This is a genomic window from Dyella sp. A6 (assembly GCF_036320485.1).
GTDB lineage: Bacteria > Pseudomonadota > Gammaproteobacteria > Xanthomonadales > Rhodanobacteraceae > Rhodanobacter_A > Rhodanobacter_A aluminiiresistens.
Window position 1 is genome coordinate 976,139 of record NZ_CP132911.1, and the last position, 26,065, is coordinate 1,002,203.

31 protein-coding genes are annotated in these 26,065 nt (G+C 66.9%); 12 read left to right on the forward strand and 19 right to left on the reverse strand.

Annotation, left to right across the window (positions count from 1 at the left end; genetic code table 11):
* Positions 1-3: 3 nt before the first annotated feature.
* From RA164_RS04075 to RA164_RS04095, 5 genes are all read left to right on the forward strand, one after another.
* Positions 4-876, forward strand: a complete 873-nt coding sequence (locus RA164_RS04075) for a CheR family methyltransferase (protein ID WP_329742697.1) — start codon at positions 4-6, stop codon at positions 874-876.
* A complete protein-coding gene (gene cheD, locus RA164_RS04080; RefSeq protein ID WP_329742698.1) occupies positions 873-1,520 on the forward strand; it encodes a chemoreceptor glutamine deamidase CheD in 648 nt (215 codons plus the stop codon). The genes RA164_RS04075 and cheD overlap by 4 nt, the downstream gene beginning before the upstream one ends.
* A 73-nt stretch (positions 1,521-1,593) precedes the next feature.
* Positions 1,594-2,697: a protein-glutamate methylesterase/protein-glutamine glutaminase gene (locus tag RA164_RS04085; protein ID WP_329742699.1), complete on the forward strand. Its 1,104-nt coding sequence runs from the start codon at positions 1,594-1,596 to the stop codon at positions 2,695-2,697.
* 15 nt (positions 2,698-2,712) lie between these two features.
* Positions 2,713-3,882, forward strand: coding sequence for a methyl-accepting chemotaxis protein (locus tag RA164_RS04090; protein WP_329742700.1), 1,170 nt, complete (start codon positions 2,713-2,715; stop codon positions 3,880-3,882).
* A 45-nt stretch (positions 3,883-3,927) separates the two neighbouring features.
* Complete coding sequence (locus tag RA164_RS04095; protein WP_329742701.1) at positions 3,928-4,233, forward strand: STAS domain-containing protein; 306 nt, start codon at positions 3,928-3,930, stop codon at positions 4,231-4,233.
* Between the two features lie 506 nt (positions 4,234-4,739).
* On the opposite strand, the gene RA164_RS04100 is transcribed toward RA164_RS04095, so the two are convergent.
* The 6 genes from RA164_RS04100 to RA164_RS04125 all read right to left on the reverse strand — a co-directional run bounded on the left by RA164_RS04100 (position 4,740) and on the right by RA164_RS04125 (position 9,088).
* Positions 4,740-5,666: an acyltransferase family protein gene (locus RA164_RS04100; protein ID WP_329742702.1), complete on the reverse strand. Its 927-nt coding sequence runs from the start codon at positions 5,664-5,666 to the stop codon at positions 4,740-4,742.
* Positions 5,667-5,957: 291 nt separating this feature from the next.
* Entirely contained in the window at positions 5,958-6,320 is a 363-nt protein-coding gene (locus tag RA164_RS04105; RefSeq protein ID WP_329742703.1) for a hypothetical protein, read from the reverse strand.
* Positions 6,321-6,481: 161 nt separating this feature from the next.
* Positions 6,482-7,048 carry an NUDIX hydrolase gene (locus RA164_RS04110; protein ID WP_329742704.1) on the reverse strand — a complete coding sequence of 189 codons (567 nt, stop codon included), beginning with the start codon at positions 7,046-7,048 and terminating at the stop codon, positions 6,482-6,484.
* Between the two features lie 92 nt (positions 7,049-7,140).
* A complete protein-coding gene (locus RA164_RS04115; protein WP_329742705.1) occupies positions 7,141-8,037 on the reverse strand; it encodes a 5'-3' exonuclease in 897 nt (298 codons plus the stop codon).
* Positions 8,034-8,603, reverse strand: coding sequence for a nitroreductase family protein (locus RA164_RS04120; RefSeq protein WP_329742706.1), 570 nt, complete (start codon positions 8,601-8,603; stop codon positions 8,034-8,036). Before RA164_RS04120 ends, RA164_RS04115 begins: the two co-directional genes overlap by 4 nt.
* A 68-nt stretch (positions 8,604-8,671) precedes the next feature.
* On the reverse strand, positions 8,672-9,088 hold the full coding sequence (locus RA164_RS04125) for a cytidine deaminase (protein WP_412731065.1): 417 nt from the start codon (positions 9,086-9,088) through the stop codon (positions 8,672-8,674).
* Between the two features lie 158 nt (positions 9,089-9,246).
* Between RA164_RS04125 and RA164_RS04130 the strand changes: the two genes are divergently transcribed.
* Entirely contained in the window at positions 9,247-10,347 is a 1,101-nt protein-coding gene (locus RA164_RS04130; protein ID WP_329742708.1) for an NAD(P) transhydrogenase subunit alpha, read from the forward strand.
* Between the two features lie 27 nt (positions 10,348-10,374).
* On the opposite strand, the gene RA164_RS04135 is transcribed toward RA164_RS04130, so the two are convergent.
* Genes RA164_RS04135 through RA164_RS04145 form a run of 3 tightly spaced genes read right to left on the reverse strand, consistent with a single transcriptional unit; the run spans position 10,375 to position 11,933 of the window.
* Complete coding sequence (locus tag RA164_RS04135; protein ID WP_329742709.1) at positions 10,375-10,944, reverse strand: DUF3106 domain-containing protein; 570 nt, start codon at positions 10,942-10,944, stop codon at positions 10,375-10,377.
* Positions 10,945-10,953: 9 nt separating this feature from the next.
* Positions 10,954-11,346 carry a hypothetical protein gene (locus tag RA164_RS04140; RefSeq protein WP_329742710.1) on the reverse strand — a complete coding sequence of 131 codons (393 nt, stop codon included), beginning with the start codon at positions 11,344-11,346 and terminating at the stop codon, positions 10,954-10,956.
* Positions 11,343-11,933 (reverse strand): RNA polymerase sigma factor, encoded by a 591-nt coding sequence (locus tag RA164_RS04145; protein WP_329742711.1) that lies wholly within the window; start codon positions 11,931-11,933, stop codon positions 11,343-11,345. The genes RA164_RS04140 and RA164_RS04145 overlap by 4 nt, the downstream gene beginning before the upstream one ends.
* Before the next feature lie 219 nt (positions 11,934-12,152).
* Between RA164_RS04145 and RA164_RS04150 the strand changes: the two genes are divergently transcribed.
* Positions 12,153-12,452, forward strand: a complete 300-nt coding sequence (locus RA164_RS04150; RefSeq protein ID WP_329742712.1) for an NAD(P) transhydrogenase subunit alpha part 2 — start codon at positions 12,153-12,155, stop codon at positions 12,450-12,452.
* Positions 12,449-13,861 (forward strand): NAD(P)(+) transhydrogenase (Re/Si-specific) subunit beta, encoded by a 1,413-nt coding sequence (locus RA164_RS04155; RefSeq protein WP_329742713.1) that lies wholly within the window; start codon positions 12,449-12,451, stop codon positions 13,859-13,861. The genes RA164_RS04150 and RA164_RS04155 overlap by 4 nt, the downstream gene beginning before the upstream one ends.
* On the opposite strand, the gene RA164_RS04160 is transcribed toward RA164_RS04155, so the two are convergent.
* A complete protein-coding gene (locus tag RA164_RS04160) occupies positions 13,842-14,312 on the reverse strand; it encodes a hypothetical protein (RefSeq protein WP_329742714.1) in 471 nt (156 codons plus the stop codon). The genes RA164_RS04155 and RA164_RS04160 overlap by 20 nt on opposite strands.
* A 205-nt stretch (positions 14,313-14,517) precedes the next feature.
* Between RA164_RS04160 and sufT the strand changes: the two genes are divergently transcribed.
* Positions 14,518-15,075, forward strand: coding sequence for a putative Fe-S cluster assembly protein SufT (gene sufT / locus RA164_RS04165; RefSeq protein ID WP_329742715.1), 558 nt, complete (start codon positions 14,518-14,520; stop codon positions 15,073-15,075).
* 116 nt (positions 15,076-15,191) lie between these two features.
* On the opposite strand, the gene RA164_RS04170 is transcribed toward sufT, so the two are convergent.
* From RA164_RS04170 to wrbA, 6 genes are all read right to left on the reverse strand, one after another.
* Positions 15,192-15,554, reverse strand: coding sequence for a hypothetical protein (locus RA164_RS04170; RefSeq protein WP_329742716.1), 363 nt, complete (start codon positions 15,552-15,554; stop codon positions 15,192-15,194).
* A gap of 18 nt (positions 15,555-15,572) precedes the next feature.
* Positions 15,573-16,064 carry an asparaginase domain-containing protein gene (locus RA164_RS04175; RefSeq protein WP_329742717.1) on the reverse strand — a complete coding sequence of 164 codons (492 nt, stop codon included), beginning with the start codon at positions 16,062-16,064 and terminating at the stop codon, positions 15,573-15,575.
* A 93-nt stretch (positions 16,065-16,157) separates the two neighbouring features.
* Complete coding sequence (locus RA164_RS04180; RefSeq protein WP_329742718.1) at positions 16,158-17,798, reverse strand: acyl-CoA dehydrogenase family protein; 1,641 nt, start codon at positions 17,796-17,798, stop codon at positions 16,158-16,160.
* Positions 17,799-17,873: 75 nt separating this feature from the next.
* A complete protein-coding gene (locus RA164_RS04185) occupies positions 17,874-18,341 on the reverse strand; it encodes a cupin domain-containing protein (protein ID WP_329742719.1) in 468 nt (155 codons plus the stop codon).
* A gap of 36 nt (positions 18,342-18,377) precedes the next feature.
* Positions 18,378-18,725 (reverse strand): DUF2069 domain-containing protein, encoded by a 348-nt coding sequence (locus RA164_RS04190; RefSeq protein ID WP_329742720.1) that lies wholly within the window; start codon positions 18,723-18,725, stop codon positions 18,378-18,380.
* Entirely contained in the window at positions 18,722-19,321 is a 600-nt protein-coding gene (gene wrbA, locus RA164_RS04195; protein ID WP_329742721.1) for an NAD(P)H:quinone oxidoreductase, read from the reverse strand. The genes RA164_RS04190 and wrbA overlap by 4 nt, the downstream gene beginning before the upstream one ends.
* 69 nt (positions 19,322-19,390) lie before the next feature.
* On the opposite strand from wrbA, the gene RA164_RS04200 reads away from it, so the two are divergent.
* Genes RA164_RS04200 through RA164_RS04210 form a run of 3 tightly spaced genes read left to right on the forward strand, consistent with a single transcriptional unit; the run spans position 19,391 to position 21,404 of the window.
* Positions 19,391-20,662, forward strand: coding sequence for a YihY family inner membrane protein (locus RA164_RS04200; RefSeq protein WP_329742722.1), 1,272 nt, complete (start codon positions 19,391-19,393; stop codon positions 20,660-20,662).
* A complete protein-coding gene (locus tag RA164_RS04205; RefSeq protein ID WP_329742723.1) occupies positions 20,662-21,138 on the forward strand; it encodes a TlpA family protein disulfide reductase in 477 nt (158 codons plus the stop codon). The genes RA164_RS04200 and RA164_RS04205 overlap by 1 nt, the downstream gene beginning before the upstream one ends.
* Entirely contained in the window at positions 21,135-21,404 is a 270-nt protein-coding gene (locus RA164_RS04210) for an acylphosphatase (RefSeq protein WP_329742724.1), read from the forward strand. Before RA164_RS04205 ends, RA164_RS04210 begins: the two co-directional genes overlap by 4 nt.
* A gap of 10 nt (positions 21,405-21,414) precedes the next feature.
* Here the strand turns inward: RA164_RS04210 and RA164_RS04215 are convergent, their stop codons facing one another.
* The 3 genes from RA164_RS04215 to hemA all read right to left on the reverse strand — a co-directional run bounded on the left by RA164_RS04215 (position 21,415) and on the right by hemA (position 25,977).
* The gene (locus RA164_RS04215; RefSeq protein ID WP_329742725.1) at positions 21,415-23,517 is read right to left on the reverse strand and encodes an O-linked N-acetylglucosamine transferase, SPINDLY family protein; all 2,103 of its coding nucleotides are present in this window, start codon (positions 23,515-23,517) and stop codon (positions 21,415-21,417) included.
* 29 nt (positions 23,518-23,546) lie between these two features.
* A complete protein-coding gene (gene prfA, locus RA164_RS04220; protein ID WP_329742726.1) occupies positions 23,547-24,626 on the reverse strand; it encodes a peptide chain release factor 1 in 1,080 nt (359 codons plus the stop codon).
* Positions 24,627-24,702: 76 nt separating this feature from the next.
* Positions 24,703-25,977, reverse strand: a complete 1,275-nt coding sequence (gene hemA / locus RA164_RS04225; protein WP_329742727.1) for a glutamyl-tRNA reductase — start codon at positions 25,975-25,977, stop codon at positions 24,703-24,705.
* Between the last annotated feature and the right edge of the window lie 88 nt (positions 25,978-26,065).

Here is a 26,065-nt window from a genome sequence, read left to right on the forward strand (position 1 = left end):
CCGATGGCCGTCAGCATGCTGGACGACGACGTCGCGACGGTGGCTGGCGGCCCGATGCTGGGTGATGCCGAGTTCGGCTTCCTGCGCGAGTTCGTCCACCGCCATTGCGGCATCGCGCTGAGCGAGCAGAAGCGGCAGCTGGTCCAGGGTCGCCTGCTGCGCCGCCTGCGTGGCCTGGGGCTGAAGGATTTCCGCAGCTACTGCGAACTGCTGCAGCGCGACCCCGACGGCGAACTGGGCGAGCTGGCCAGTGCGATCAGCACCAACGTCACCTCGTTCTTCCGCGAGATCCACCATTACGAACTGCTGGAGCAGGAACTGCTGCCGCAGTGGCTGGACCACAAGCGCCGCGAAGGCGACCGTCTGCGCATCTGGTCGGCCGGTTGTTCCACCGGCGAGGAACCCTACGCGCTGGCGATGGTGGTGGCCGAAGCGCTGGCCCGCACCGGAGCCACGGTCGACACAAAAATTCTGGCGACCGACCTGTCGCCCCGTGCGCTGGGCCAGGCGCGCCAGGGTGTCTATCCGCTGGACCGGCTGGGCGGGGTCAGCGAGGAGCGACGCAAGCGCTGGTTCCTGCGTGGCGCAGGCGATTACGAAGGCCTGGCCAGCGTGCACCCGCGACTGCGCGAGCTGGTCAGCGTGCTGCCCCTTAACCTGCTGCACGACTGGCCCATGCAGGGGCCGTTCGATGCGATCTTCTGCCGCAACGTGGTGATCTATTTCGACCAGCCAACCAAGAAGCGCCTGTTCGAGCGCTACGCCGGTCTGCTGGGTCCCGGTGGCTATCTGTTCCTTGGCCACTCGGAGTCGATGCACGGACTTTCCGACGCATTCGAACTGGTCGGCCGGACCACCTACCGGAAACGGTCGTGAACACGGTCGCGCCCAGGCTGGCCGAAAACCCGGTGCTGCCGGGCTTCGAACATCTTCGCCGGTTCTGGGACAGCGCGCAGAGCTGCCACACGGTGAAGGTGCTGCCGGGCGAGTTCTACGTCAGCATGCAGGACGAGGTGGTTTCCACCGTGCTCGGCTCCTGCATCTCCGCCTGCATTTTCGATCCGCGCCGGCGCATCGGCGGCATGAACCATTTCATGCTGCCTGCACCGAGCGGTGCGACCGGCGCGCGTGACGACTGGGCGCTGGTGGTGGGGCGTGCGGCGCGCTACGGCAACGACGCGATGGAGCAGCTGATCAACGCGATCCTGAAGGTCGGTAGCCAGCGTGTGGACCTCGAGGTGAAGGTCTTCGGTGGTGGTCGCGTGCTGACCCAGATGACCGATGTCGGTCGTCGCAACATCGAGTTCGTGCAGCACTACATCGAGACCGAGGGCCTGCGGCTGACGGCATCCGACCTGGGCGACGTGTATCCGCGCCAGGTGCAGTTCTTCCCGACCAGCGGCCGCGTGCGCGTGCGCCAGCTCAAGCGGCATCAGGACACCGTGCTGGTGGCGGGCGAGTCGCAATACCTCAAGCGTTTGGCGAATGATCCGATAAAGGGTGAGGTGGAGCTGTTCTGAACGCTCCAACCGTGATGGCGGCGGCCGCAAGGCCGGAACAACCGCCCAAAAAGAACAGACGAGAATCCCGGCAATGGAAAGAGTGCGTGTCCTGGTCATCGATGATTCCGCACTGGTGCGCAAGCTCCTGTCGGGCATGCTCGCCTCCGATCCGGATATCGAGGTCGTCGGCACCGCACCCGACCCGTTGATCGCCCGCGAAAAGATCAAGCAGCTCAACCCCGACGTGCTGACGCTGGACGTCGAGATGCCGCGCATGGACGGGTTGACCTTCCTCGAGAACCTGATGCGCCTGCGGCCGATGCCGGTGGTGATGATCTCGTCGCTGACCCAGCAGGGGGCGGACGTGACCCTGCGCGCGCTGGAACTGGGCGCCGTGGATTTCTTCACCAAGCCGGGCAGCGACCTGGCTGGCACTTTCGAGGCGGCCGCCAAAGACATCTGCAGTAAGGTCAAGGCGGCAGCGCGGGCCCGCCCGCGGCAACGCACCGCCGTGCGCAAGCTCGACGTAGCGCCACGGCTGAGCGCCGATGCGGTACTGCCGCGTTCGCAGGCGGTCGGCAGCCGCGGCGGCAGTCCGATCATCGCGATCGGCGCGTCGACCGGCGGCACCGAGGCGATTCGCGTGGTGCTGGAATCGATGCCGCCCGATGCGCCGCCGATCGTGATCACCCAGCACATCCCCGCGGCCTTCAGCGGCCCGTTCGCCGCGCGTATGGACAACTGCTCGGCGATGCGTGTCTGCGAGGCGCAAGACGGCCAGCCGATTCAGCCGGGCCACGCCTATATCGCGCCCGGCAGCCAGCATCTGCTGGTGCTGTGGGACGGCGCCAAATACGTCTGTCGCCTGCACGACGGTCCGCCGGTCAACCGGCACAAGCCGAGTGTGGATGTGCTGTTCCGTTCCATGGCTGCCAGTGTCGGCGCCGTGACGGTGGCCGCATTGCTTACCGGCATGGGCGACGACGGCGCGCGCGGCCTGCTCGAACTGCGCCAGGCTGGCGCTCGTACCCTGGTCCAGGACGAGGAAACCTCGGTGGTCTGGGGCATGCCGGGCTCGGCCTGGAAGCTGGACGCCGCACCCGAAGCGGTTCCGCTCGATCGCATCGCGGCCCGGCTGCTGGCCCTTTCGCACCACACCATTCCCGCTGCGCATGCCGCGGCTGCCCATTGCTGATTTCCGGATCAACCCATGTCAGTCCTACCGTTTTCCCGTTACATGATCGGATTCGCCGCCAGCGTGCTGGCCTTGCTGTTGGGCCTGTTCTGGCACGCGCCATGGCTGTCGCCGCTGCTGGTGGTGGTGGTGACGGCCGCGTGGATCGTCGAAGCCCATCGACACCAGGCGAGCGAGCCCGAAATGGTCGCCACCGTCGACAACGAACCGGTGCGTGCCACGCTTGAAGATGTGCGCAGCGCGTTGGTCGACGAGCTTGGCAATGCCTCGCGCGAGCTGCACCAGGCGCTGGAGCTGCTGAGCGACGCGGTGTCCGAGCTGGGTGGCGGCTTCGACGGCCTGTCGCGCAAGACCGGCGAACAGCAGTCGCTGCTGAAGCAGATCATCGACGGCCAGAAAGACGGTGTCTCGATCCAGGACTTCGCCGCCCGCACCGGCGACCTGCTGGAGCACTTCGTCGGTCTGATCGTGCAGCTCTCCCGCGAAAGCCTGCGCATCGTCTACCGCATCGACGGCATGGCCAAGGAAATGGACGCGGTGTTCGGCCTGCTGAAAAACGTCAACACCATCGCCGAGGAAACCAACCTGCTGGCGCTGAACGCGGCGATCGAGGCCGCCCGTGCCGGCGAAGCCGGGCGGGGCTTCTCGGTGGTGGCCGGCGAGATCCGCAACCTGGCCAGTCATTCCAACCAGTTCAACGAGCAGATCGGCAGCCACGTCGAGCGCGCCCGCATATCGATGGAACAGCTGCGCAAGCTGGTCGGTGCGCTCGCCTCGCAGGACCTGAACGTGGCGCTGTCGGCCAAGGGCGGCATCGACGCGATGATGGAGCACGTCACGCAGAGCAACGCGCGCACCAGCGAGGTGGCCGATCAGGCGGTGAAGATCAACATCGGCCTGGGGAGCGACGTTTCCACCACGATCCGCTCGCTGCAGTTCGAGGACATCCTCAGCCAGCTGCTCAACCAGACCCGCATGCGCCTGGTCGAGCTGCAGGACGTGACCGAGGAGTGCACCCGCGACATCGAGGCGCTGGCCTGCGAGAACGTGGACGCGGAAGTGCTGACCGAACGTGCCGGACGCGTGCGTGCCCGCCTTGCGGTGCAGCGCGAGAAAGCCCGGATGCGCGCACGCGGTCCGGCCCTGCAGAGCTCGATGGATGCGGGCGAGATCGAACTGTTTTGACGTTGCCGTGTCGTCGCCTTGCCGACGGCGCCGAGGAGTGTATTCATGAGCCTGACCATTCACCACGACAACGAGCAGGACTGCCTGACCCTGCAACTGGGCGAGCATTTCGATTTCTCGGTGCATCGCGATTTCCACGACGCCTGCCTGGGCGAGGTGCCGCGCGCGCGGCGCTACGTGATCGACCTGGAAGCCGTCAACAGCATGGACAGCTCGGCGCTCGGCATGCTGCTGCTTCTACGCGAGCACGCCGGCGACGAGCGCACCGAGATCCACCTGGTCAATATCGACAGCGCCCTGCGCGGCACCCTGCGCGTGGCCGGCTTCGACCGCTTCTTCGTGCTGCACTGAATCGGGTCGATCGTGCCGGGTGCCGGTACACGCGCGGCGCACATAGAACCCTGGACGCGCACTATCTCAGATATCGAAACAGGCCGTGATGCGACTATCGGATACGGGTGGTCCGCATCGCTGTTTGGCGTCCAGAGGTCCGTGTGTGAAGCGGTAGGAGTCGTCGCCAGTAGCTGACGTTCATCCCAAAGCACATCGCTACCAGTAAGTCCTTGAAGACAGACTCACGCGCCAGCATCAAGGTGCCGCATTCTGTTCGGCGCGCTGTCGATGTTGGCAGGTCGGCATGGCATCCGACGCGAACGACACCAACTAGCGGTTGAATACGTTTCCGTTCAGACGCTGGGGTGTACTCGTTGATGCATCTTGGCCAAGAAGCACCGATGCGACGATGGCAATAGATTCCACCTCATCGCCTCTTGGAACAGCTCAAAAAAACGAGCCACCGCTGCTCGATGAGTTCGGTGTTCACCCACAGAAGGGTGGGGGAATCTCGGGAGCTGCTGCTATCTTTCTACCACTACGCTCACGCTTCCTAGCATAGCGTTTCCTGATCGCCGGCCCGGCTTGAAGCGCAGCGCTTTCTTTTCTATGAGGTGCCAAGAGGCGGTCGCTAGAGCGAGTGTCACCGGAACGGTGATGGACAGCAGCTCAAGGTAGGGCGTTTGCCTCCCTATCAGGGCAACGCCTATTTGCTGCACGGGCCATGCGTAGATATAGATGCCGTAGGACAGATCGCCGATTTTCGAGATGTTTCGCAGGCCAGGCCATGACCGCAAGCCAACCGCGACCGTCAGCGGTGAAACGACGAATGCGAGGCCAAGTTTTGTCTGATCGATGCGAATGAGCGCATAGCCCAGAACCAAGAACACCAGAGATGGCAAGGGTTTGCGAAGGTACGGATACGCTCGCAACAGGCTCCCGGCGGCGAAGAAGAGTCCGAAGTACGCCAGAATCGTTTCTCCGGATTGCAGGCCCGAGAACACGAAGTAACAAAAAATGCTCGCGGTCAGCACGATGGAAGAACGCCGTGTGGCCACGCCCGCCACCAGAAGGAGTGCGTAGCAGGCGACCTCGTATTTAATGGTCCAAAGCGATCCGTTGGTAAGATGCCAAGGGTTGTTGGGGAATCCTGTCAGCCCGAACGCGGCAATCACTGTCCATGTCAGTGGCATGGACACGCAGAGGGCTGGCGCCATCCGTAAAGTACGGCGGGCGGTAAAGCGCAAAATGTTCGGGTCGCTCAGCCAACTGGATGTGACTAGATAGCCGCTGATCGAGAAGAAGATGAGCACGCCAAGGTTGCCGAGCGAATGGTCCCCGACGACCCTAGGTTCCCAACGCCCGGACAAAGCGAACTGATGGCTGACCAGGACGAGGAAGGCGCCAATGAGGCGCAAGGCATCGAAATTGTTGTGCGGCGCGTTGTTCATGCCTTTTCGTTCCCAGTTTCTTGCTAAGCATGGGCATTGGAAAGGGCATTGAGGCGGCGAATTTACGTCCGCCTTGGGCGTCTATGGACGATCGACGCACGAGGTCATTACACCGGCCGCGTGTACAGCCGCACCGGCGATTAGGCTTGCCGACGACACATAACGAAATGCCCCCGGTGAGAGGGCCGGGGGCATTTCGGTCGATCAAGTCGCTTCGGTGGCGTCAGCGGGGAGGCATCGGCCGGCCGGGGGAGTAAGCGCCTTCTTTCAACGCGGTTGGCGTGGCACGGCTTACCAGGTGCGCACGCTGCCGATGCTGGCGGTGAATGCCTGCATGCCGGGCTGGTAGCGGAACAGTCGGCCGAGATCGAAGCTCACCGACTTGCCCGGTGCGATGTTCGAGGTACCGGCCGGCCAGCCCTGCTTGGTGGCCAGCACGTTGCCGCTGGCGTCCTTGGCGACGATGCGGATTTCGGCGGCTGCGGCGGCGCTGCAGTTATTCACAAGCTGTCCGCTCAGGCTGACCCGCGGACCGAAACCGCCCGACACCGGACGGATCTTGAAGTCCTGGATCGAGAAGTTGGTGGCGGAACAAGCGGCATGGGCGCCCAGCGGTGCAAGCAGCAGCAGGGCAGAAACGAGCATGGTTTTCATGGGGCTTCCGTCAGAGTCATGTCGCAAGACGACGACAGCCCTAGGATCGGCAGCCCGGTGGAAAGCTTTAGGGATGTTTGCCGGATTCCGTAACGCAGCTGGCAGAAGCTGGCCGTAATGGCGCGGCCACGGTCACGTGCGGCGAGCCTGCTGCATGGGGCTCAGGCGGTGGGTGCGTGCTCCAGGAACCATAGCCCGGCAAACAGTTTCGGGTCGACGGAATAACCTGCGGCCGCGCGTTCGAACAGCCATGCGCCTGCCTCACTGCGTGGAATTTCGTGAACCACGATGTTCTCGGTATCGTCGCCGCCGCCGCTGCCGACTCTTGTCAGGTCGAGCGCGCGCACGAAGGTGATCTGTTCGGTGCTCATGCCGGAGGACGACGGCCCGGCATGCAGGTACTCGACGCGGGCGCAGCGCCAACCGGTTTCCTCTTCCAGCTCGCGCTGGGCGGCCAGCATTGCGCCTTCGTTTTCCTCGCCGGCGATGTCGCCGATCAGGCCGGCGGGCATCTCGATGGTGAACTGGCGGATCGGTACGCGGTACTGCTCGACGAACAGCACGCAGTCAGCCGGAGTCACCGCGATGATGATGACCGCACCGGCCGGGTTGTTGCGCTCGACGTATTCCCAGCGGCCGCGCTTGCACAGGGTGAGCCAGCGCCCCTGGAACAGGGTTTCGGCGTGATCGTCGGCATCGGCCGGTATGCGTCGGGTGTCGGAATCCATGAGCTCGGTGGGCCGCTGAGGCAGCATGCATGGTGACGCGCGCGCCGGGCCGAGGCAACCGCTGGCGACGGCTGCGTGCGGTTAACCAAGTTTCAGTCCTTGCCGGTGGCCAGCGCCGTCAGCCGGCTGCGTGTCAGCGGGCCGAAGCGCAGGCGTTCGCAGAGGTTTTCCAGCGCGCCGGCATCGCCATCGCGCCGGCGCAGACCGTCGATGTCGGAGGGCACCGGTGCGTCCAGCGCGATGCGGGTGAGCCGGCGATACATGCGTGCCGCGTCGCTGTGCTCGCGCAGCCGGGCGACGCAACCCGCCGCGCCGCGGATGCGCAGGAAGGCGACCTCGTCGACGCGTTCGAGCAGGTTGTCGAGGTTGTCGAAGTGGCCAAGCAAGGCTGCCGCGGTCTTGGCGCCGATACCCGGCACGCCGGGAATGTTGTCCACCGCATCACCGCACAGGGCCAGGTAGTCGGCCACCTGGTGCGGGTGCACGCCGAGCTTTTCGTACACGCCGGCGGGGCCCCAGCGCAGGTTCCGTGCGAAGTCCCACTGCTCGTCGTGCTCGCCTAGCAGCTGTCCGAAGTCCTTGTCGGCCGAGACGATGACGCTGGCGATGCCGTGTGCCCGCAGCTGCCACAGGGCGCTGCCGATCAGGTCGTCCGCTTCGTAGCTGTGGTCGATCAGCACCGTCACGCCGAGCGCCTCGACCACTTCGCGGCAGAGCACGAACTGGCGCTCCAGGTCGGCCGGCGGCAGTTCGCGGTTGGCCTTGTAGGGCGGGTAGATCGCATTGCGGAACGAGGTGGTGAGCGAGGCGTCGAAGGCCACCGCCACGTGCCCGGGGCGGGTGCGTTCGAGCAGTTCGCACAGAAAACGGGTAAAGCCGTGCACGGCGTTGACCGGATGGCCGTCGGCGTCGAAGAACTCGTCTGGCATCGAATGCCAGGCACGGAACACGTACAGGCTGCCGTCGACCAGGTGGGCGGCGCTGCTCATGGCGTCCAGCTGCTGAGCAGTTCGTCCAGCACGGGGCGGTCGCGGTCGGGTACGTCGATGCGCGGCGTGCCGATGTGCACGAAGCCGACCGTGCGTTCGTGCCCGCCCAGACCGATGATGCGCGCGGCTTCGTCGTCGTAGGCGGCCCAGCCGGTGAGCCACTGCGCGCCATAACCCAGTGCATGCGCGCCCAGCAGCAGGTTGTAGGCCACGCTGCCGGCGCACATCACCTGTTCGATTTCCGGCACGCTGCTTTCCGGGTGCAGGCAGGCGACCACCACGATCACCAGCGGCGCGAAGGTATAGCGCAGGCGTTCCTTTTCCTGTTTCGACGGCGGCAGGTCGGGGTCGCGTGCCAGCGCGCGCGCGGCCAGCCGTTCGCCGAAACGCAGCTTGGCGTCGCCGCGCAGTTCGATCAGCCGGAACGGCGCCAGCTTGCCGTGGTCGGGGACGCGGATCGCCGCTTCGAGCAGCGCGCGCAGCGCGGCCGGGTCGGGTGCCGGTTCGTCGAGCTGGCGCGAGGGAATCGAGTGGCGCTGCAGCAGCAGGTCGAGGGGTGCGGTCATGGTGTGCATAGATGGCGCGGAAACCGCCATGGTAACGCGGCGGTTCAGGTGGCACCCGCGCAGCTGGCTCAGCCCGGCTCCGGTTCGAGCCGGAATGCGCCGGGCAGCAGCGCGGCCACGCTGGTTTCCTGCATGTCGCCGGCAAGGTTGCCCAGCCACACCGGCATGTCGGCGTCGCACAGCTCGGCGATCACCTGGCGGCAGGCGCCGCAGGGCGAGACCGGCGCGGGGGTGTCGGCGGTGACGGCCAGGGCCACGAAGTCGCCACGCCTGCAGCCGGCCGCCATCGCGGCGAACAGCGCGGTGCGTTCGGCGCAGTTGCACAGGCCGTACGAGGCGTTTTCCACGTTGCAGCCCGCAAAGCGCCGGCCGTCGCGGGTCAGCACCGCCGCGCCGACGGCGAAGTGCGAATAGGGTGCGTAGGCATGTTCGCGTGCATCGCGCGCGGCGTGCAGCAGGGTCTGGGCGGTCTCGGTCATCGGCATCGCGGTCTCTGGTTTGCCAGCCCGCGACGCGCAGCCCTGAAGCCGGTCGGTGGGCCAGTCTACCCCCGGCACCGGGTCGCCGGGCAAGCGGCACGGCCGGCATCCGCGGGGGCGAACGCCCTGCTAGGATGGACGCACATGTCCGCAGGGGATGCACGATGCCGATCACCGTGGCCGCATTGCGCGAAACCGCCGCCGCCGAGCGGCGTGTGGCGATCACGCCCGAGGTGGCGAAGAAGTGGCGCGGGCAGGGGCTGCGCGTGCTGCTGGAGCGCGGCGCGGGCGAGTCGGCCGGGTTCCCCGACAGCAGTTATCCCGACGTGGAGTTTGCCGATGCCGACAGCGTGCTGACGACGGCCGACCTGCTGGCTTGCGTGCTGCCGCCAACGGACACGGCCCTGGCGAAACTGCGCGAGGGGGCGGTGCTGGTCGGCCAGTTGCGACCCTACGGTGCCGCCGAGCGCCTGTCCGCGATCGCCGCGCGCCGGCTGACCGCATTCGCGCTGGAGCTGCTGCCGCGGACCACCCGCGCGCAGGCGATGGACGTGCTCAGTTCGCAGGCGGGCGTGGCCGGGTATCGCGCGATGCTGATTGCCGCCGAGGCCTGTCCCAAGTTCTTCCCGATGCTGACCACGGCAGCAGGCACGATCCGGCCGTCGCGCGTGCTGGTGATCGGCGCCGGCGTGGCCGGCCTGCAGGCGATCGCCACCGCCCGTCGGTTGGGTGCGCAGACCGAGGGCTACGACGTGCGCCCGGAGACCCGCGAGCAGGTCGAGTCGCTGGGTGCGAAATTCCTCGACCTGGGCGTCAGCGCAGCGGGCAGCGGCGGTTATGCGCGCGAGCTGAGTGCCGACGAACGGGCAGCCCAGCAGCAGGCGCTGGCCGATCACCTGAAGGTGTTCGATGTGGTGGTTTCCACGGCGGCGGTACCAGGTCGAGCGGCGCCGAAGATTCTGACCGCCGCCATGGTGGCGGGCATGAAGCCCGGTGCGCTGATCGTCGACCTGGCCGCCGAAAGCGGTGGCAACTGCGAGCTGACCCGGCCGGGCGAGCGGGTCCGGCAGGATGGCATCACCGTGCTCGGTCCGCTCAACCTGCCGGCGGGCGCACCGCTGCATGCCTCCGAGATGTATGCACGCAACGTGCACCATTTTGTCGATCTGCTGTTGCGCGATGGCGCGCTGCAGCCGGATTTCGACGACGAGCTGGTATCAAAAAGCTGCGTGGTGCGCGCGGGCGAGCCGGTGTTCCGAGGCTGACGCCGACCAGCGGCGAGGTGCGCTTGGTCAGCGGTGACCGCTCGGTCCACCGCCGCCACCGCCCAAGCGGCCACCATCCATTCCACCGCCGCCAGCGCCACCGAATGGGCGCATGTCCGGCGGCGGTAGCGCGCCGTTCGGCCCCATGTGGTGCAGCCATTCGCGGCGGTCGGCCGGCGACTGCGAATGCCATTGCCGCAGCAGTCGTTCCTGCTGGTCGGGCGGCAGTTGCTGGAAGCGCCTGAACGCGGCACGCAACTCGGCCTGGCGTTCGGGCGGCAGGCGGTGGAAGCGTTCCAGTTCGCGCCGTGTGCGGGCGCGCTGCACAGGTGTCATGCGCTGCCAGCGTGCGATGCGTTCGCGAATTTCCTCGCGCCGCCGGGGCGGCAGGGTAACCCAGTGCTCGGCCCGCTTCAGCATGTGGTTCTGCCGGTGCGGTGACAGGTTGTCCCACTTGTCGCGCAGCGGCGACAGCATGTCCTGCTCCGCAGGCGTCAGGCTCTGCCAGGGATGGGCCGTGGCCTGCTGTGCCTGCACGACGCCCAGCGGCAGGGCGAGCAGCAGGATCAGCAAGAGCAGCAGGGCGGGGCGGGACATGGTCATCGGTCAGTGCGTGTCTGCGGGCGGGGCGTTGGTGGACGCCAGCCAGCTGTAGAAGTCGAGGTTCTGGTACAGGTTGGGATCGATATTGCTGTCGGGGTCGGGCGGTAGCTCGTTGTCGGTTGCAGAAACGGCGTGGTGGACGCCGGCGGCAGTGTTGCCCGACGTGCCATGCTGCAGCGGCTGCCAGACGATCAGTGCCGCCAGCGCCGCTACGGCCAGCGCACCCACCGGAAGCAGGGCGCGGATGCCGAGCGGTGCGGGGTCGAGCGCGGCTTGCAGTGCCCGGCGGCGGGCAGCGCGCAGGCGCCCGGCGGTGGTCGGGTCGAGGTTGCGGCCCGCTTCCTGATAGAGCGTGCGCGCACGCTGTTCGATCGATGTGTCTGACGCGCGTTTCATCGCCAGTCCTCCAGTTGGTCGCGCAGGTTGTGCATGGCACGCGACAGATGGGTTTTCACGCTGCCTTCCGAACAGCACATGGCGCGGGCCGTTTCCGCCACGTCCAGCCCTTCCAGCACGCGCAGCATGAAGGCTTCGCGCTGGCGCTGCGGCAGCTTCTTCACGGCGGCGGCCATGTCGGCATAGGACTGTGCGTCGTGCAGCCGGTCGAGCGGGCCGGGGCCGGTATCGGCTGGTTCCCAGACCGGCAATTCGTCGCCGTTGCTGTCGTGTCCGCCCCCCAGCCAGCCGACCACGATCGAGCGCACCTTGCGGCGACGCTGCAGGTCCACCACGCGGCGGCGCAGGATACCCCAGAACAATGGCGACCATTCGGCGGCCGGCTTGTCGCGGTAATGGCGCACCAGCCGGAGCATGGAGTCCTGCACGGCGTCCAGGGCGTCCTCGCGGTGCCCAAGATGCATTTCGGCGACACGGAAGGCGCGGCGTTCCACTCCGGCCAGGAACATGTCCAGCGAGGCGGGCAACACCCGTTCGTCGCGGGTCAGCAACTCGGCCTCGCCCAGCGGGGCGGCAAGGCTGTTCATGTCGCGGTCCTCCGTCTCGGACAAGTGCGCATCGCGTGGGTCCATCGGCCTGTTTTCCACGGTCAACGCGACAGGGCCGCAGCGGTTGACCGTGCCACGCGCAAGCCGATGCCGGTAGCGGTATTGTCTGTATCGGACCGGCGCCGGGCGTCCCGGCTGATCAGGACACGCCAAGTACCGTATGATGCAGTGGAAACGGCGAAGTCGCGGGGGAAGCACATGCTCGACGGGTTCCTGGCGCTGTATATCTTCATGCTGGCTGCGTTCACCGGCTACGAGATCATCTCGCGTGTGCCGGTCATTTTGCACACACCGCTGATGTCCGGCTCGAACTTCGTGCATGGCATCGTGCTGGTCGGCGCCATGATAGCCCTTGGGCACGCGCGTACGCCGTTCGAGATGGGGCTGGGTTTCGTGGCGGTGCTGCTGGGGGCCGGCAACGCGGCCGGCGGCTATGTGGTGACCGAACGCATGCTCGAGATGTTCAAGTCCAGCCGCAAGCCGGGGGACAAGGCATGAGCTGGCTGCCGACGTTGATCCGGGCCTGCTATTTCCTCGCCGCACTGCTGTTCATCCTCGGTCTGAAGCGCATGAGTTCGCCGCGCACCGCGCGTGGCGGCATCGTGTGGGCCGGCGTGGGCATGCTGGTCGCGGTGCTGGCCACGTTCGCGCTGCCCGGCATGCAGCATCGCGGTTTGATCCTTGCCGCCGTGCTGATCGGCGTGGCCGCGGCCTGGTGGAGCGGGCGCCGCGTGGCGATGACCGCGATGCCGCAGATGGTGGCGCTTTACAACGGCATGGGCGGCGGCGCGGCAGCGGCGATCGGAGGGGTCGAGCTGGTCGCCCACGCGCGTCCTGCGCTGGCGACGCTGGCGGCCGTGTCCCCGTTGTCGCCGGTGGAGGTGGTGCTGGGCGTGCTGGGTGCCTTGATCGGTTCGGTGAGCTTCTCCGGTTCGCTGATCGCGTTCGCCAAGCTGCAGGGCTGGATGGACCGGCGTTTCGTGTTCCCGGGGCAGCGTGCGGTCAACCTGCTGATCCTGCTGCTGGCACTGCTGCATGGCGCGCTGCTGGTCGGTGGCGACCTGACCTTGCCGGTGATCGCGGGCTTCTTCGTGTTCTCCCTGCTGTTCGGGCTGATGATGACGCTGCCGATCGGCGGCGCCGACATGCCGGTGGTGATCTCGCTGTACAACGCGTTCACCGGCCTGGCCGTGGCGTTCGAGGGTTTCGTGCTGGGCAACGAGGCGATGATCATCGCCGGCATGGTGGTGGGGGCGGCGGGCACCCTGCTCACCCAGTTGATGGCCCGGGCGATGAACCGTTCGCTGGGCAACGTGCTGTTCGGCAGCTTTGGTGCGGCGGCCAGTGGTGCGGGGCAGGCCATCGAGGGAGCGCAGAAGCCGGTCGAGGCTGGCGACGCCGCGGTGATGATGGCCTATGCCGAACGCGTGGTGATCGTGCCCGGCTACGGCATGGCGGTGGCCCAGGCGCAGCACAAGGTATGGGAATTCGCCAGGCTGCTGATCGAGCGCGGGGTGAAGGTGAAGTTCGCGATCCACCCGGTGGCAGGGCGCATGCCCGGCCACATGAACGTGCTGCTGGCGGAGGCCGGCGTTCCGTACGACCTGATCGCCGACATGGACGACATCAACCCCGAATTTCCCACCACCGACGTGGCCCTGGTGATCGGTGCCAACGACGTGGTGAATCCGATGGCCAAGACCGATCCGGCGTCGCCGATCTACGGCATGCCGATCCTGGACGTGGCCGGTGCGAAGAACGTCATCGTGGTCAAGCGTGGCAAGGGGACCGGCTTCGCCGGCATCGAGAACGCGCTGTTCTACGCCGACAACACCCGCATGCTGTACGGCGACGGCCAGGCTGCCGCCAGCGAGCTGGTGACCCAGCTCAAGGCTGTGGACGGCTGAGCGCGTCCGCGCCGCCGGACTTGCGCGGACGCGGCTGGCGCATCGCGGCAAGTGCGGCCAGCACGGCGCCGACCAGGAACCAGGCGGTGGCCGTGGTCGAGGTGCCGAGCCTGGCCAGCATCAGCAGCATGCCCGGTCCGGCGGTGCGCAACGCATCCATCAGGCCGATACCCAGGCCGCCGGCAATCCGCGCGGCGGCGATCAGCAGGCTGAGATAGAGCGCGGCCAGCAGGGTCGCCGCGGCGGCCAGGGCGGCGGCGGTCATGCGTTGGCCGGGGCAGACCCAGTGCCGTATCGCCACGGCCAGCAGCCAACCGGCCGGCAGTGCCAGCCATGGCATCGTCCGGCCCTGCCAGACGGCGAACAGCATCCAGACCGCACCGGCGGCCAGTCCGAGCATGGCCGCACAGAAGACGCTGAAGATCGTGCCGATCAGGTTGCGCAGGCTCATGGCCGGGCGAGGTGTTGGGCGGGCGTGGCGGGCATGCGGGTTCCCTCGGGCAAAGCGGTCATATTAGCCGGATCGGCGCAGCCGACCCTTGAGGCTGCCGCTTCCGACCCGATCTTGAGGCAGACGGGCCGCGACGGCGCCCGGCATAATAGACAGCCGGGCCGCCGCAACGCGAGGCCCGTTTCCCGACGATCGGCAGGATGGCATGAGCGGTTTCAGTCTGAGCAGCGAACCTTTCACCCTTGAGCGTGATTGCACGGCGGTCATGGTGCCGCAGGGCGAAAGCGTGACCCTGCCGGCGGGCCAGGTCGGCTATATCACCCAGGCACTGGGCGGCAGCTTCACCGTGTACGTGGAAGGCAACCTGTTCCGCATTGCCGGCAATGACGCCGATGCGCTGGGCAAGGAGCCGCCCGCACCGCTGGAACTGCCGGCCGATGCCAGTGACGCCGACGTCGAACGGCTGGTGTGGGACCAGCTGCGTACCGTGTTCGACCCGGAGATTCCGATCAACGTGGTGGAGCTGGGCCTGGTCTACGACGTCAGCCTGGAACACGACGACGCGAACGGCCGCAAGGTCTACGTCAAGCTCACCCTGACCGCACCGGGTTGCGGCATGGGCGACATCCTGGTCGACGATGTGCGCACCAAGATCGAGCTGATTCCCACGGTGTCGGAGGCCGACATCGACCTGGTGTTCGACCCGCCGTGGAACCATTCGATGATGTCGGACGCGGCCAAGCTGGAAACCGGCATGCTGTGACGCCTTTTCCTCTCTCCCCTCCGGAGAGAGGGCTGGGATAAGGGGCCAGTCTTGCGGGTAGTGAAGCTGGAGTGCGTTCCAGAAATTGCACTCTGCATTTCTGCTTGCGTTTTTAGTCAGACGACAAGGAAGAAGTGATTGGAGCCATAGACATTGATTGCCTCGGGGCACACGTAATGCTCTGGTCGCAATGAGAGAGCGATGGTGGACGAATCCTCGAAGGTGAGTACAAGTGATTCGGCAGGATGAAGTTCAACAGAGATGACCGTTTTCGCAATTTGCTCGCAGAGCAAATTGCGAAACTGCACTTCGCCTGAGATTGCGGTTCCACTTTCAGATCGAACAGAGATTGGCGTAAGCGCATTGATGGTTGGCGGCGGATCAAATTGAAGCTGGACATAGTCCATGGCGAACGTGACGCCTGATAGGCGCCGGCCTTCAACTTGCGCACGGATGGCTTCTTCGATGTCCAGAGACATGACTGTTGCCTGCTGTTTTCAGCCCCGTACTTCCTCAAACCGGTTTTCCGCCCGGTTCTTGCGCACCTTCGCCGGATCCCACACGCGGCCGTTCATGGCGATGTAGACGCCCTCGGGCAGGGTCTGCACCGCGGCCACCGCGCAGCCAATGTTGAACACCGCGTCCGAGCCCTGGAAACGCGCCGGATTCAGCGCGCCGGTCAGCACGATCACCTTGCCGGGAATGCCGGCCAGCACCTTGGCGGTTTCCACCATGGTGTCGGTACCGTGGGTCACCAGCACGTGGCTATGCGGCTGCGCCTCGATGGTGGAGCGGATCAGCGCGCGGTCCTCGTCGGTGACATGCAGGCTGTCCTTGCGCAGGATCGGGATCACGTCGAACTGGAATGCCACGCCGAGCTGGCCGAGGATTTCGCCGATCTGCGGCGCGCCGATCTTGTAGTCCGACTTGTCGTCGAAGTAGATCTTGTCGATGGTGCCGCCGGTGGTGACGATGGACAGGTGCTGCATGGCTGGGGATCGCGTTGAAGGGGAAAGCGTGCATTCTAGCCCGCCATGCCGGCAGACCCCAGCGATGGCTGGCCGGGGCGCTGCATGACCGGCTCAGTCCAGCAGCAGGCGGGTGTCGCCGGCATCCGGCAGCACCAGCCGGTCCAGTCCCAGGCCGACGAAACGGCGCAGGGCACTGGCAGGACGCCGGTCGCCACGGGCGCTGGCCCAGGTCGCCTGTCGCGCCAGCAGCGCTGCCGCGGCGCAACGTGCCAGGGTGAAAGCCAGACCGCGGGCGCCGGCCTCCAGTGTCTCGCGGGTACCGCTGTTGTGGTCTAGCCAGCGTGCGGCGGCCTCCAGGGTCTGGTGGATCACGCTGGCCGCGTGCATGTCGTCGCTGTCCTTCAGCCAGCCCGTCACCGCGGTGCGCAGGGCATCCGGGCCGTCGCCGGCCAGCGCGCGCAGGGTGTCCAGCGACAGTACATTGGTGGTGCCCTCCCAGATCGCATAGACCTGCGCGTCGCGCAACAGCTGGGGCAGGCCGGTGTCCTCGATGTAGCCGGCACCGCCGAAGCATTCCAGCGCCTCGGAACAGGTGGCCACGGCCAGCTTGCCGGTCCACAGCTTGGCCAGTGGCGTAAGCAGGCGCAGCAGGGCGGCCTCGTGCACGGCTGCGGCGCCGTGTTCGACCCGGCCGAGCAAGTGCGCGACCTCGAACGACAGTGCGAACGCCGCCTCGAAGCTGGCCTGCATGTCGGCCAGCGTGCGCGCATGCAGCGGGTGGTCGATCAGCGTGTGTCCGAACGCCTGTCGACGCGTCGCATAGTCGCGCGCAAGCCTGATCGCGCGAGCCATGCTGGCCACGGCGCAGACGGCGTTCCAGCTACGCGTCACGTTGAGCATCGGTGCCACCTGCCGCACGCCGTGCGCCAGTTCGCCGAGCGGCCAGGCGGGCAGGCCTTCGAGATGGATTTCGGCGGTGGGCAGCTCGTGCGTGCCGAGCTTGTCCTTGAGGCGGTCGATGACCAGTTCCGGCTTGCGCTGGGTATCGTCCATGGTCTCGACATAGAACAGCGCCAGTGCGCCCGCGCCGTTGCCCGCGCCCTCGGGTCGGGCCAGTGCAAGCGCGGCCTCGCCGACCACGGCGGAGCTGAACCATTTGCGGCCGTACAGGCGCCACTGGCCTTCGGGGTCCTGCCGCGCGACGGTTTCGGTGTTGCCGACGTCGGAGCCGCCGGCAGTCTCGGTCATCCATTGTCCGCTCAGCCAGAACGTGGCCGGATCGCGGCTCAGGAAGTGCGGCAGGGCGCGCTCGATCAATGCACGGTTGCCGGAGGCTTTCAGCGCGGTCGCGGCACCGTCGGTCATCGCCAGCGGGCAGGTATAGAACTCGCTGGCGACGTGATAGAGATAGACGCGGGCGAAGGCTTCCAGCCGCCCGTATTCGTGATCTTCATGGCCGGCGGCAAGCACCGCATGTCCGGTGGTGATCACCGGGCCTTCCTGCCAGGCGGTGGTCAGTTCGACCCGGTCGACGCGACGGCCCCAGGCATCCCAGCGGGTCAGCACCGGCTTGCGGCGGGTGGTCGAGCAGGCCCGCTGCCAGGCCATCACGGCGTAGTCGCCGAGTACATCCAGGTCGGCATCCAGCGCGGCCCTGCGCCCGGCCGGCAACACGCGGTCGAGCAGGGCCTGCAGCAGCCGGTCGCTGCGGTACGGGTGCGACAGCTGCGGCGCGGCTTGCAGGAATTCCATCGGTGGCTCCTGACGAACGGTGCCGCAGTATAGGCACGCCGGAGTTGTGCCTGGCGTGAAGCGTCAAGGCCGCGCTCAGTCGGGTTCGATGGCGTCGAAATCCACCAGGTCGCCGTGTTCGTCATGCATGTACAGGCGCTTGCGCCGGTGCGGGTAATCGCAGATGTCCTGTGCCAGATGCTGTCCGGCGACCAGCAACACCAGCGGCGCATCGCCAGTATTGGTCAGCACGTGCGCGACACCGTCGCGGGCAAAGCCCAGGAAGTCGCCGGCCGCCACCGCATGAGTGACCTCGTCGATCAGCGCCGTACCCTGTCCCTGCAGTACGTAGACGAATTCTTCCTCGTACAGGTGGCGATGGTATTCGCTGGAGTCGCGACCGGGCGGGATTTCGATCAGGTGCACGCCGAGCTGGCTGAGTCCGGTGGCGCTGCCCAGCGACTTGCGCAGGCGCAATGCGTTCGGGTTCAGCGGATGGGGCCGGGCGACGGCCTTCATGGCGGCGATGTCGGCAGCCTTCAGCAGTGCGGTTGGGCGGGACATGCGGCCTCCGGGCTCGATCAACGGCGATGGGGCATTTCAATGACGTGCGCGGCGGACCCCGGCGCCCAGCGACCCGATCAGCAGCAGCGTGAGCGCCACTTCGAGCAACGCCGGTATGCGCTCGTGCGGAGCGCTCCAGGCTTCGGCGACGCCGTGGCAGAAGTAGAACAGGCTGAGGATACCGGCCCACAACAGTGCGCGACGGAGGTTTGGCAGTGCGGTCAGTGGCAGCAGCAGCGGAACTACGGTGATGGCCAGGGCCAGCCAGACCGGCACATGCTGCGGCGGAAACAGCCACACGTACCACGCCAACTGCAGCAGGGCGAGTCCTGCCCAGGCAACCAGGCCGGTGCGGTCGACGAGGCCGACGCGGGTCGTGCTCATGCGGCCGGGTCGAGCTTGTGCGCGGTTTCCGCCAGGCGTCGTCCGAGTGCGCGGGCCAGTTCGCGTTCGTGTTCGCTGATCGCGTTTTCGCCCTTGCCGCCAGCGACATGGCTGGCGCCGTAGGGTGTGCCGCCGCTACGCGTGGCGCTGAGTGCTGCTTCGGTGAAGGGCAGGCCGAGCAGCAGCATGCCGTGGTGGAGCAGCGGCAGCGCCATGCTGAGCAGCGTCGATTCCTGCCCGCCATGCTGGGTGCTGCTGGAGGTGAAGAGCGCGGCCGGTTTGCCGACCAGCGTGCCGCTGGCCCACTCGGCGCCAGTGCTGTCCAGGAAGTATTTGAGTGGCGCGGCCATGTTGCCGAAGCGGGTCGGGCTGCCCAGGGCCAGTCCGCTGCACTCCTGCAGGTCCTGTCGGGTGACGTAGGGCGCGCCGTCTTCGGGTTCGGGCGGATGTGCCACTTCGGTCACCGGGGCCACCGGCGGCACCTGGCGCAGGCGTGCACGCATGCCGGGGATTTCCTCGACGCCGCGCGCGATCAGGCGAGCCAGCTGCGCGGTGTGGCCGGTACGGCTGTAATACAGGACCAGGATGTCGTTCATGCGGCAGGAACATTCATGGGCGATGCGCTAGTGTACCGGTCGACATCCGCGATGGTGCCGACCCGAACCATGTCCCAGCGTTTCAACCGCGATCGTGTCCAGAGCCTTGGCCGCTACCTGTGGCGCCGGTTTCTGGACGACAAATGCTTCGAGACGGCGGGTGCGCTGTCCTACACCACGCTGGTGTCGCTGGTGCCGTTGATGGTGGCTGGCCTGGCGATGTTCTCGGTATTTCCGGTATTTGCCGGCGCGCGCGACACCTTGCTGAATTACGTCTTCAAGAACTTCGTGCCAGCGGCTGGCGAGCATGTGCAGACCGCGCTGCAGGCATTCGCCAGCAATGCCAGCCAGCTCACCGGCATCAGCATCCTGCTGATGCTGTTCAGCGCGATCTCGATGATGGTGAGCATCGAGGACCGGCTCAACCGGATCTGGCGGGTCAGTTGCCCGCGCCGCTGGGGCTCGCGGCTGCTGTTGTACTGGGCAGCGCTGACGCTGGGCCCGATCCTGGTGGTGGGTGGGCTGGTGGCCAGTTCGTACGTGACCGCGCTGCCGCTGTTGCACGAGACCGTCAGCCAGCTCGGCATCGGCGGCATGGTGTTGCGCATACTGCCGTTCGCGGCGACCTTCGTGACGCTGTGGCTGCTGTACGCGGTCGTGCCGAACCGGCGCGTGCCGTATCGTGAAGCGTCGATCGGCGCGTTGCTCGGCGCGATACTTTTCGAAGTCGCACGCTGGGGCTTCCGGCTGTTCGTGCAGAGCGGGCATACCTACCAGCAGATCTACGGCAAGGCACTGGCGGTGCTGCCGATCTTCCTGCTGTGGATCTACCTGTCCTGGGTCATCGTGATCCTGGGCGCGTCGATCGCGGCGTCGATCGCCTCGTTCGAATACCGCCCGGCGGCGAAGGCACTGCCGCGGGATGCCGAATTCCTGGGGCTGCTCACCGTGCTGTGGCATTTCGTGGCGGCACAGCGGGCGGGGCGCAGCACCGATCCGGCGCAAGTGCAGCTGATCGAGCCGGGCCTGCACGGTACGAACGTGGTGGCCTGTTTCGACGTGCTGCAGCGGGCCGGGCTGATCCAGCGCAGCGAGTCCGGCGGCTGGCTGCTGTCGCGCAGTCTGGATGGCGTGGACCTGCTGCATGTCTACAACTACTGCGACTATCGGTTGCCGCTGGAGCCGGCCAAGGAGGCGGCTGCCCTCGAGCTCGATCTGCCGGCTCCGTTGCTGGCGCTGCTGGAAGAGCTGGCCCAGACGCTGCGTGAAACGCTGGGCGCGCGGCTGGATCAGGCCTATCCTGCCGGCTGTTCACCGCATTCCGTCGAGGAGTCTGTCTGATGAAGTGGTACAAAGCATCGGCCCTGGCCGTATTCGCGTTCTTCGCCGCGGCACCGTCGTTCGCGGCCATGCCGCTGCATCCCTCGCTGAAGGTGACCACGCTGAAGGGCGCCAACTGGAGTCTTGCCGCGCAGCGCGGGCACTGGGTGATCGTGAATTTCTGGGCGACCTGGTGCGTACCATGCATCAAGGAGATGCCTGATATTTCGTCGTTCGTGACCTCGCACCCGGCGGTGCGCGCCATCGGCCTGGCCTATGACGACAGCCCGCTGGCCAAGATCCGCACCTTCGTCGCCAAGCACCCGGTCAGCTATCCGGTGGCGCAGGTGACGCTGGACAAGTCGCCGAAGGATTTCGACCCACCGCTCGGCCTGCCGACCACTTACCTGATCGCACCGGATGGCACCGTGGCCAAGCGCTTCATCGGCCCGGTCGACGGCCACATCCTGGAAGCGGCGATCAAAGCCTCCAGATGACCCAGGCTGCGCGCTTCTTCGTCAGTGGCCGGGTGCAGGGCGTGTTCTATCGCGCGAGTACGTGCGAACAGGCGCGCGCACTGAGTCTGACCGGCTACGCGCGCAATCTTGCCGACGGTCGGGTGGAAGTGCTGGCGAGCGGCGAAGCGGCAGCGCTCGATGCACTGGAGCACTGGCTGTGGCAGGGACCGCCGGCCGCGACGGTGACGGCAGTTGCGCGTGAGCCGGCTGAAGCGCCACAGGCTCTCGGTTTCCGCACGTTCTGACCGGGTGGCCTCAGAAGTCGTGGTCGGCCGGCGGACGTCCGATACGGTAACGGGCGCTCATCCACCGCACGGCACGCTGGAAGTCCGCTGCGAAGCCCTGCATGTCGAACAGCGGGCTGGCCTTGCGCTGTTGTGACAGGTAGTGCCGCAAGGCGGTCCGCGCCAGCCGGTTGTTGCCCAGCTGCACGGCGGTGGCGATGAAGCTTTCCTCGTCGTCGGTGATCAGCTCGGGCAGTCCCAGGTGCTGCAGCAGGCTGGCCGCCACGCGGCCGGCAAAGGTGTCGCCGCGCAGGGTGAGCACCGGGCAACCGGTCCACAGTGCGTCCGACGCGGTGGTGTGCGCGTTGTAGGGCAGGGTGTCGAGAAATAGATCCACGTGGGCGTAGTGCGCCAGGTAGTCGGCATGCGGCAGGCGGGGCAGGAACACCAGCCGCGCGGGGTCCATGTCTAGTGCTGCGGCTGCCTTGCGCAAGCGCTCCACACTGCCGTCCGGCCCCTGCATGAGCCATAGCACGCTGTCCGGCACCTGCTGCAGGATCAGCATGAAGCGGGCAAACGCGGCGGGATTGAGCTTGTAGCTGTTGTTGAAGCAGGCGAATACGGTATGGCTTTCGGGCAGGCCACAGGCGACGCGTGGAGGTGCTTCGGGTAGCGGGCGGGTCGGGTCGTTCGGCTGGAAGCAGCGCGGCAGGCGGACCAGCTTCTCGCTGATGTGCTGGCGCATAGTGTCGGGTACGACGACGCTGTCGGCCAGCAGGTAGTCCATCCATGGCGCGCCCGACGTACCCGGGTAGGCTAGCCAGTTGACCTGCACGGCAGCTGGGCGCAGCGACAGCAGCTCGGCGTTGTCGTGTCCGCAGTAGCCGTTGAGGTCGAACAACACTTCGATCCGCGCGTCGTTGATGCGGCGAGCGGCCTGCATCGCGGTCAGTCCGCTGATGTCGTGCAGGGTGGCCGCCGCCGCGAGGCGTTGGCGGATCGGGCCGCCGTCGTCGGCGGTGGTGGCGAACAGGTGGACATCCAGGCCGTTGCCGGCAAGCGCCTCGACCAGCGCGATCAGCAGCAGCCCGGTGGCATGTTCGCCAAAGCCGTCGGCGACGAAGCCGGTGCGGATCGCCGTGCCGACTTCGGGCGCGGGATAACCCAGGCCGAGCTGCTGGCGACGCCGCGCGTTGCTCCGCTCGACGTGCGCGGCATGGGTCGTTGCACAGAGGGCTTGCGTGGCGGCATTGCCGTCCTCCGCCAGAAAGGCGAATGGGCCGATGCCTGCGCGTCGGTCACTGACCGCCTTGTGCACCTGTGCGGCCAGGCGGTCGATGTCATGCCAGTCGCAGCAGCGCCGGTGCGCGAACAACAGCTGGCTCAAGGCCGGGGTGAGGTTCGGGGCGGCCTTGAGTGCGCGTCGCCACGCGGCCATGGCACTCGGCAGGTCGCCGGATTCGTCCAGCATCAGGCCGGCTTCGTAGGGATACTCCGGATTGCCCGGTGCCAGGCGTTCGGCCTGCAGCCAGGCATCGGCGGCCGCGCGTGGTCTGCGCTGGGCGCGCAGGGCATGCGCAAGCAAGGCATGGGCCGGGGGCATGCGGGGATGCAACTGCAGCGCCTCGCGCGCATGTTTCTCAGCTTGTGTGTAGTGGCCGAGTTCAAGCTCGGCGGCCGCCAGATTGACGCGCAGGCCGGGATGTTCGGGGGCGCCGTGGGTGGCCATCGCAAAAGCCTCGCGGGCCTGTTCGAAGCGGACGGCAAACATTAATGCGGTGCCCAGGCCATGCAGTACTGCGGGGTGACCGGGATGGTTGCGCAGCGTGGCACGCAAACGTTCGATCGCCGCATCGGGCTGGCCCTGCTGGACGGACAGCGAGGCGAGGTTGCACTGGATCTCGACGCTCTGTGGCGCCAGTTCGGCGGCACGGTTCAGTGCCATGCGTGCTTCGTCGATGCGTTGGCAATGGGTCAGCGCGATCGCGTGCAGCCGGATCAGTTCGTGCGCCACCGGGAATTGTCGCCGTGCCAGCGAGGCGAAGCGTTCCGCGCCGGCATGGTCACCCGCCTCCAGCAACGTGACCATCCGCTGCAGGGCCTGGTTGATGTCGGTGGGGGCGGCGATGCTCATGGGCGAGTGTTCGTCGGAGGTCGCCGGCATCAGCTGCCGGCCAGCGATTTCAGCTCGTCAGCCTGGTGTTCCCGCACCAGGGCGTTGATCAGTTCGTCCAGGTCGCCTTCCATGATTTCCGGCAAGCGGTGCAGGTTCAACCCCACCCGATGGTCGGTCACGAGGTTATCCTTGTAGCGGTAGGTGCGGATACGCTGGCTGCGGTCGCCCGAGCCTACCTGAAGTCGACGCTCCTGTGCCTGCGCGGCGGCCTGTTTTGACTGCGCCTCGTCGAGCAGGCGGGCCTTCAGCAGGCTCATCGCGCGGGCGCGGTTCTTGTGCTGGCTGCGTTCGTCCTGGCACTCCACCACGGTGCCACTGGGCAGGTGGGTGATGCGGATGGCGGAGTCGGTCTTGTTGACGTGCTGGCCGCCGGCGCCGGAGGCGCGGAAGGTGTCGATCTTGAGGTCGGCCGGGTTGATCTCGATGTCGTCGATCTCGTCCAATTCCGGCAGCACTGCTACCGTGGCGGTGGACGTATGGATGCGGCCCTGCGACTCGGTGGCCGGCACGCGTTTGACGCAGTGCGCGCCGGACTCGAACTTCAGGCGCGAAAACGCGCCCTTGCCTTCGATGCGCGCCACGATCTCCTTGTAGCCGCCATGTTCGCCGGGGTTCTCGCTGAGGATCTCCACGTGCCAGTGCCGGCGCTCGGCATAGCGTGCGTACATGCGGAACAGGTCGCCGGCGAACAGCGCCGCTTCGTCGCCGCCGGTGCCGGCGCGCACTTCGAGGAACAGGTTGGCCTCGTCGCGCGGGTCGACCGGCAGCAGCAGGATCTGCATGCGCTCGTCCAGTGCTGCCAGCTGCGCCTGCAGCCGGGCCACGTCGTCGGCGGCCATCTCGCCAAGCTCGGGGTCGTCCAGCATGGCGCGGGCATCGGCCAGCTCCTGCTCCGCCAGGGCCTGCTCGCGCAAGGCGCCGGCGACGGGTTCCAGCTGGGCGTATTCGCGCGATAGCTCGCGGAAGCGGGTGTTGTCGGCCAGTACGTCGGGTTGGCCCAGCAGCAGGCCGACTTCTTCGTGGCGTTCGGCGAGGGTTTCGAGCTTGCGTCGGATGGAAGGCGTCATGGTCGGGGCGATGCGGGAAGGAGGCGGGGCGGCGGCTGGCCGCGACGGATCCGGTAGCGGCAGCCAGCCGCCCTCGCTATGCGTCCTTCGACTCGGCCTCGCTGTCCAGTCCGTACAGGCGTTCGGCCGCGTGCAGCAGGTCGAGGTCGCCGCCCAGTGCCGCTTCGCGCAGGCGGGCGCTGGGGTGATGCAGCAATTTGTTGGTGAGCGTGTTGGCGAGAAAGGCCAGGGCTTCGTCGGCCGGCTTGCCGCGAGCGATCATCGCCTGCGCCTTGGCCAGCACTTCATCACGGTAGCGTTCGGCATGCTGGCGCAGGTCCAGCGCAGGGTTTTTCAGGGTGAGCGCGCGGCGCCAGGCCATGTAGCGCTCCACCTGCAGGTCGATGATGGCATCGGCCTCGCGCGCCGCGGCCTCGCGCGAACGACGGTTCTCGTCGATCACCTGGCGCAGGTCGTCGATGCCATACAGGAACACGTCGTTCAGTTCGCCGACCGCAGGCTCGATATCGCGCGGTACCGCAATGTCGACCAGGAACATCGGGCGGCGGCGGCGCGCGGCCACGGCCTGCTCGACCATTGCCCGGGTCAGCACCGGCTGCCGCGAGGCGGTCGAGGCAATCACGATGTCGGCCTCGGCCAGGTGCTGCGGCAGGTCGTGCAGGGATATCGCGTAGCCGCCATGCCGGCTGGCCAATTCCTGCGCGTTCTCCAGCGTGCGGTTGGCCACGATCAGCCGGCGTACCTGTTTGTCGACCAGGTGGCGTGCGGCCAGCTCGATGGTGTCGCCGGCACCGATCAGCAGCACGCAGGCCTGCTCCAGTTCGGTGAAGACCTGTTCGGCCAGGCGCACCGCGGTGAACGCCACCGACACGGTATGCGCGCCGATGCGGGTGTCGGTACGCACACGTTTGGCGACCGCGAAGGTGTGCTGCAGCAACCGGTCCATCGGTGCCTTCAGCGCGTGGGCGCTGCGCGCTGTCTGGTAAGCGCCCTTCACCTGACCGAGGATCTGCGGTTCGCCCAGCACCATCGAGTCCAGTCCGGTGGCGACGCGGAACATGTGGCGGACGGCGTCGTCCTCGCGGTGCTGGTAAAGGAACTCGTCCAGTTTGCCCGGGGTCAGATGGTGATGCCGGTTGAGCCAGTCGCCAGGAACCTGTTCCGCCCCATCCGCCACGCTGACGTACAGCTCGGTGCGGTTGCAGGTGGACAGGATCATCGCCTCTTCCACGCCCGGCTCGTGGGCCAGTTCGTCCAGCGCCTGGCTGGTATCGCCGCTGTCGAACGCCACCAGTTCGCGCAGGCCGACCGGCGCGGTAAGGTGGTTGAGCCCGAGGGCGATCAGCGGCATGGCGTGAGGGAATTCAAGGCGGCGGGCATCCGGCAGCGTAGACTTTATGATGGGGCCGACAAGGCCGAAACCGACGGATGGATGAGTG

Bases quoted from the DNA above. Each gene is read 5' to 3' on its own strand.
- RA164_RS04075 (WP_329742697.1), top strand. From the start codon at position 4: ATGGCCGTCAGCATGCTGGACGACGACGTCGCGACGGTGGCTGGCGGC.
- RA164_RS04085 (WP_329742699.1), top strand. From the start codon at position 1,594: ATGGAAAGAGTGCGTGTCCTGGTCATCGATGATTCCGCACTGGTGCGC.
- RA164_RS04090 (WP_329742700.1), top strand. From the start codon at position 2,713: ATGTCAGTCCTACCGTTTTCCCGTTACATGATCGGATTCGCCGCCAGC.
- RA164_RS04095 (WP_329742701.1), top strand. From the start codon at position 3,928: ATGAGCCTGACCATTCACCACGACAACGAGCAGGACTGCCTGACCCTG.
- RA164_RS04100 (WP_329742702.1), bottom strand. From the start codon at position 5,666: ATGAACAACGCGCCGCACAACAATTTCGATGCCTTGCGCCTCATTGGC.
- RA164_RS04105 (WP_329742703.1), bottom strand. From the start codon at position 6,320: ATGAAAACCATGCTCGTTTCTGCCCTGCTGCTGCTTGCACCGCTGGGC.
- RA164_RS04110 (WP_329742704.1), bottom strand. From the start codon at position 7,048: ATGGATTCCGACACCCGACGCATACCGGCCGATGCCGACGATCACGCC.
- RA164_RS04115 (WP_329742705.1), bottom strand. From the start codon at position 8,037: ATGAGCAGCGCCGCCCACCTGGTCGACGGCAGCCTGTACGTGTTCCGT.
- RA164_RS04120 (WP_329742706.1), bottom strand. From the start codon at position 8,603: ATGACCGCACCCCTCGACCTGCTGCTGCAGCGCCACTCGATTCCCTCG.
- RA164_RS04125 (WP_412731065.1), bottom strand. From the start codon at position 9,088: ATGCCGATGACCGAGACCGCCCAGACCCTGCTGCACGCCGCGCGCGAT.
- RA164_RS04130 (WP_329742708.1), top strand. From the start codon at position 9,247: ATGCCGATCACCGTGGCCGCATTGCGCGAAACCGCCGCCGCCGAGCGG.
- RA164_RS04135 (WP_329742709.1), bottom strand. From the start codon at position 10,944: ATGTCCCGCCCCGCCCTGCTGCTCTTGCTGATCCTGCTGCTCGCCCTG.
- RA164_RS04140 (WP_329742710.1), bottom strand. From the start codon at position 11,346: ATGAAACGCGCGTCAGACACATCGATCGAACAGCGTGCGCGCACGCTC.
- RA164_RS04145 (WP_329742711.1), bottom strand. From the start codon at position 11,933: ATGAACAGCCTTGCCGCCCCGCTGGGCGAGGCCGAGTTGCTGACCCGC.
- RA164_RS04150 (WP_329742712.1), top strand. From the start codon at position 12,153: ATGCTCGACGGGTTCCTGGCGCTGTATATCTTCATGCTGGCTGCGTTC.
- RA164_RS04155 (WP_329742713.1), top strand. From the start codon at position 12,449: ATGAGCTGGCTGCCGACGTTGATCCGGGCCTGCTATTTCCTCGCCGCA.
- RA164_RS04160 (WP_329742714.1), bottom strand. From the start codon at position 14,312: ATGAGCCTGCGCAACCTGATCGGCACGATCTTCAGCGTCTTCTGTGCG.
- sufT (WP_329742715.1), top strand. From the start codon at position 14,518: ATGAGCGGTTTCAGTCTGAGCAGCGAACCTTTCACCCTTGAGCGTGAT.
- RA164_RS04170 (WP_329742716.1), bottom strand. From the start codon at position 15,554: ATGTCTCTGGACATCGAAGAAGCCATCCGTGCGCAAGTTGAAGGCCGG.
- RA164_RS04175 (WP_329742717.1), bottom strand. From the start codon at position 16,064: ATGCAGCACCTGTCCATCGTCACCACCGGCGGCACCATCGACAAGATC.
- RA164_RS04180 (WP_329742718.1), bottom strand. From the start codon at position 17,798: ATGGAATTCCTGCAAGCCGCGCCGCAGCTGTCGCACCCGTACCGCAGC.
- RA164_RS04185 (WP_329742719.1), bottom strand. From the start codon at position 18,341: ATGTCCCGCCCAACCGCACTGCTGAAGGCTGCCGACATCGCCGCCATG.
- RA164_RS04190 (WP_329742720.1), bottom strand. From the start codon at position 18,725: ATGAGCACGACCCGCGTCGGCCTCGTCGACCGCACCGGCCTGGTTGCC.
- wrbA (WP_329742721.1), bottom strand. From the start codon at position 19,321: ATGAACGACATCCTGGTCCTGTATTACAGCCGTACCGGCCACACCGCG.
- RA164_RS04200 (WP_329742722.1), top strand. From the start codon at position 19,391: ATGTCCCAGCGTTTCAACCGCGATCGTGTCCAGAGCCTTGGCCGCTAC.
- RA164_RS04205 (WP_329742723.1), top strand. From the start codon at position 20,662: ATGAAGTGGTACAAAGCATCGGCCCTGGCCGTATTCGCGTTCTTCGCC.
- RA164_RS04210 (WP_329742724.1), top strand. From the start codon at position 21,135: ATGACCCAGGCTGCGCGCTTCTTCGTCAGTGGCCGGGTGCAGGGCGTG.
- RA164_RS04215 (WP_329742725.1), bottom strand. From the start codon at position 23,517: ATGAGCATCGCCGCCCCCACCGACATCAACCAGGCCCTGCAGCGGATG.
- prfA (WP_329742726.1), bottom strand. From the start codon at position 24,626: ATGACGCCTTCCATCCGACGCAAGCTCGAAACCCTCGCCGAACGCCAC.
- hemA (WP_329742727.1), bottom strand. From the start codon at position 25,977: ATGCCGCTGATCGCCCTCGGGCTCAACCACCTTACCGCGCCGGTCGGC.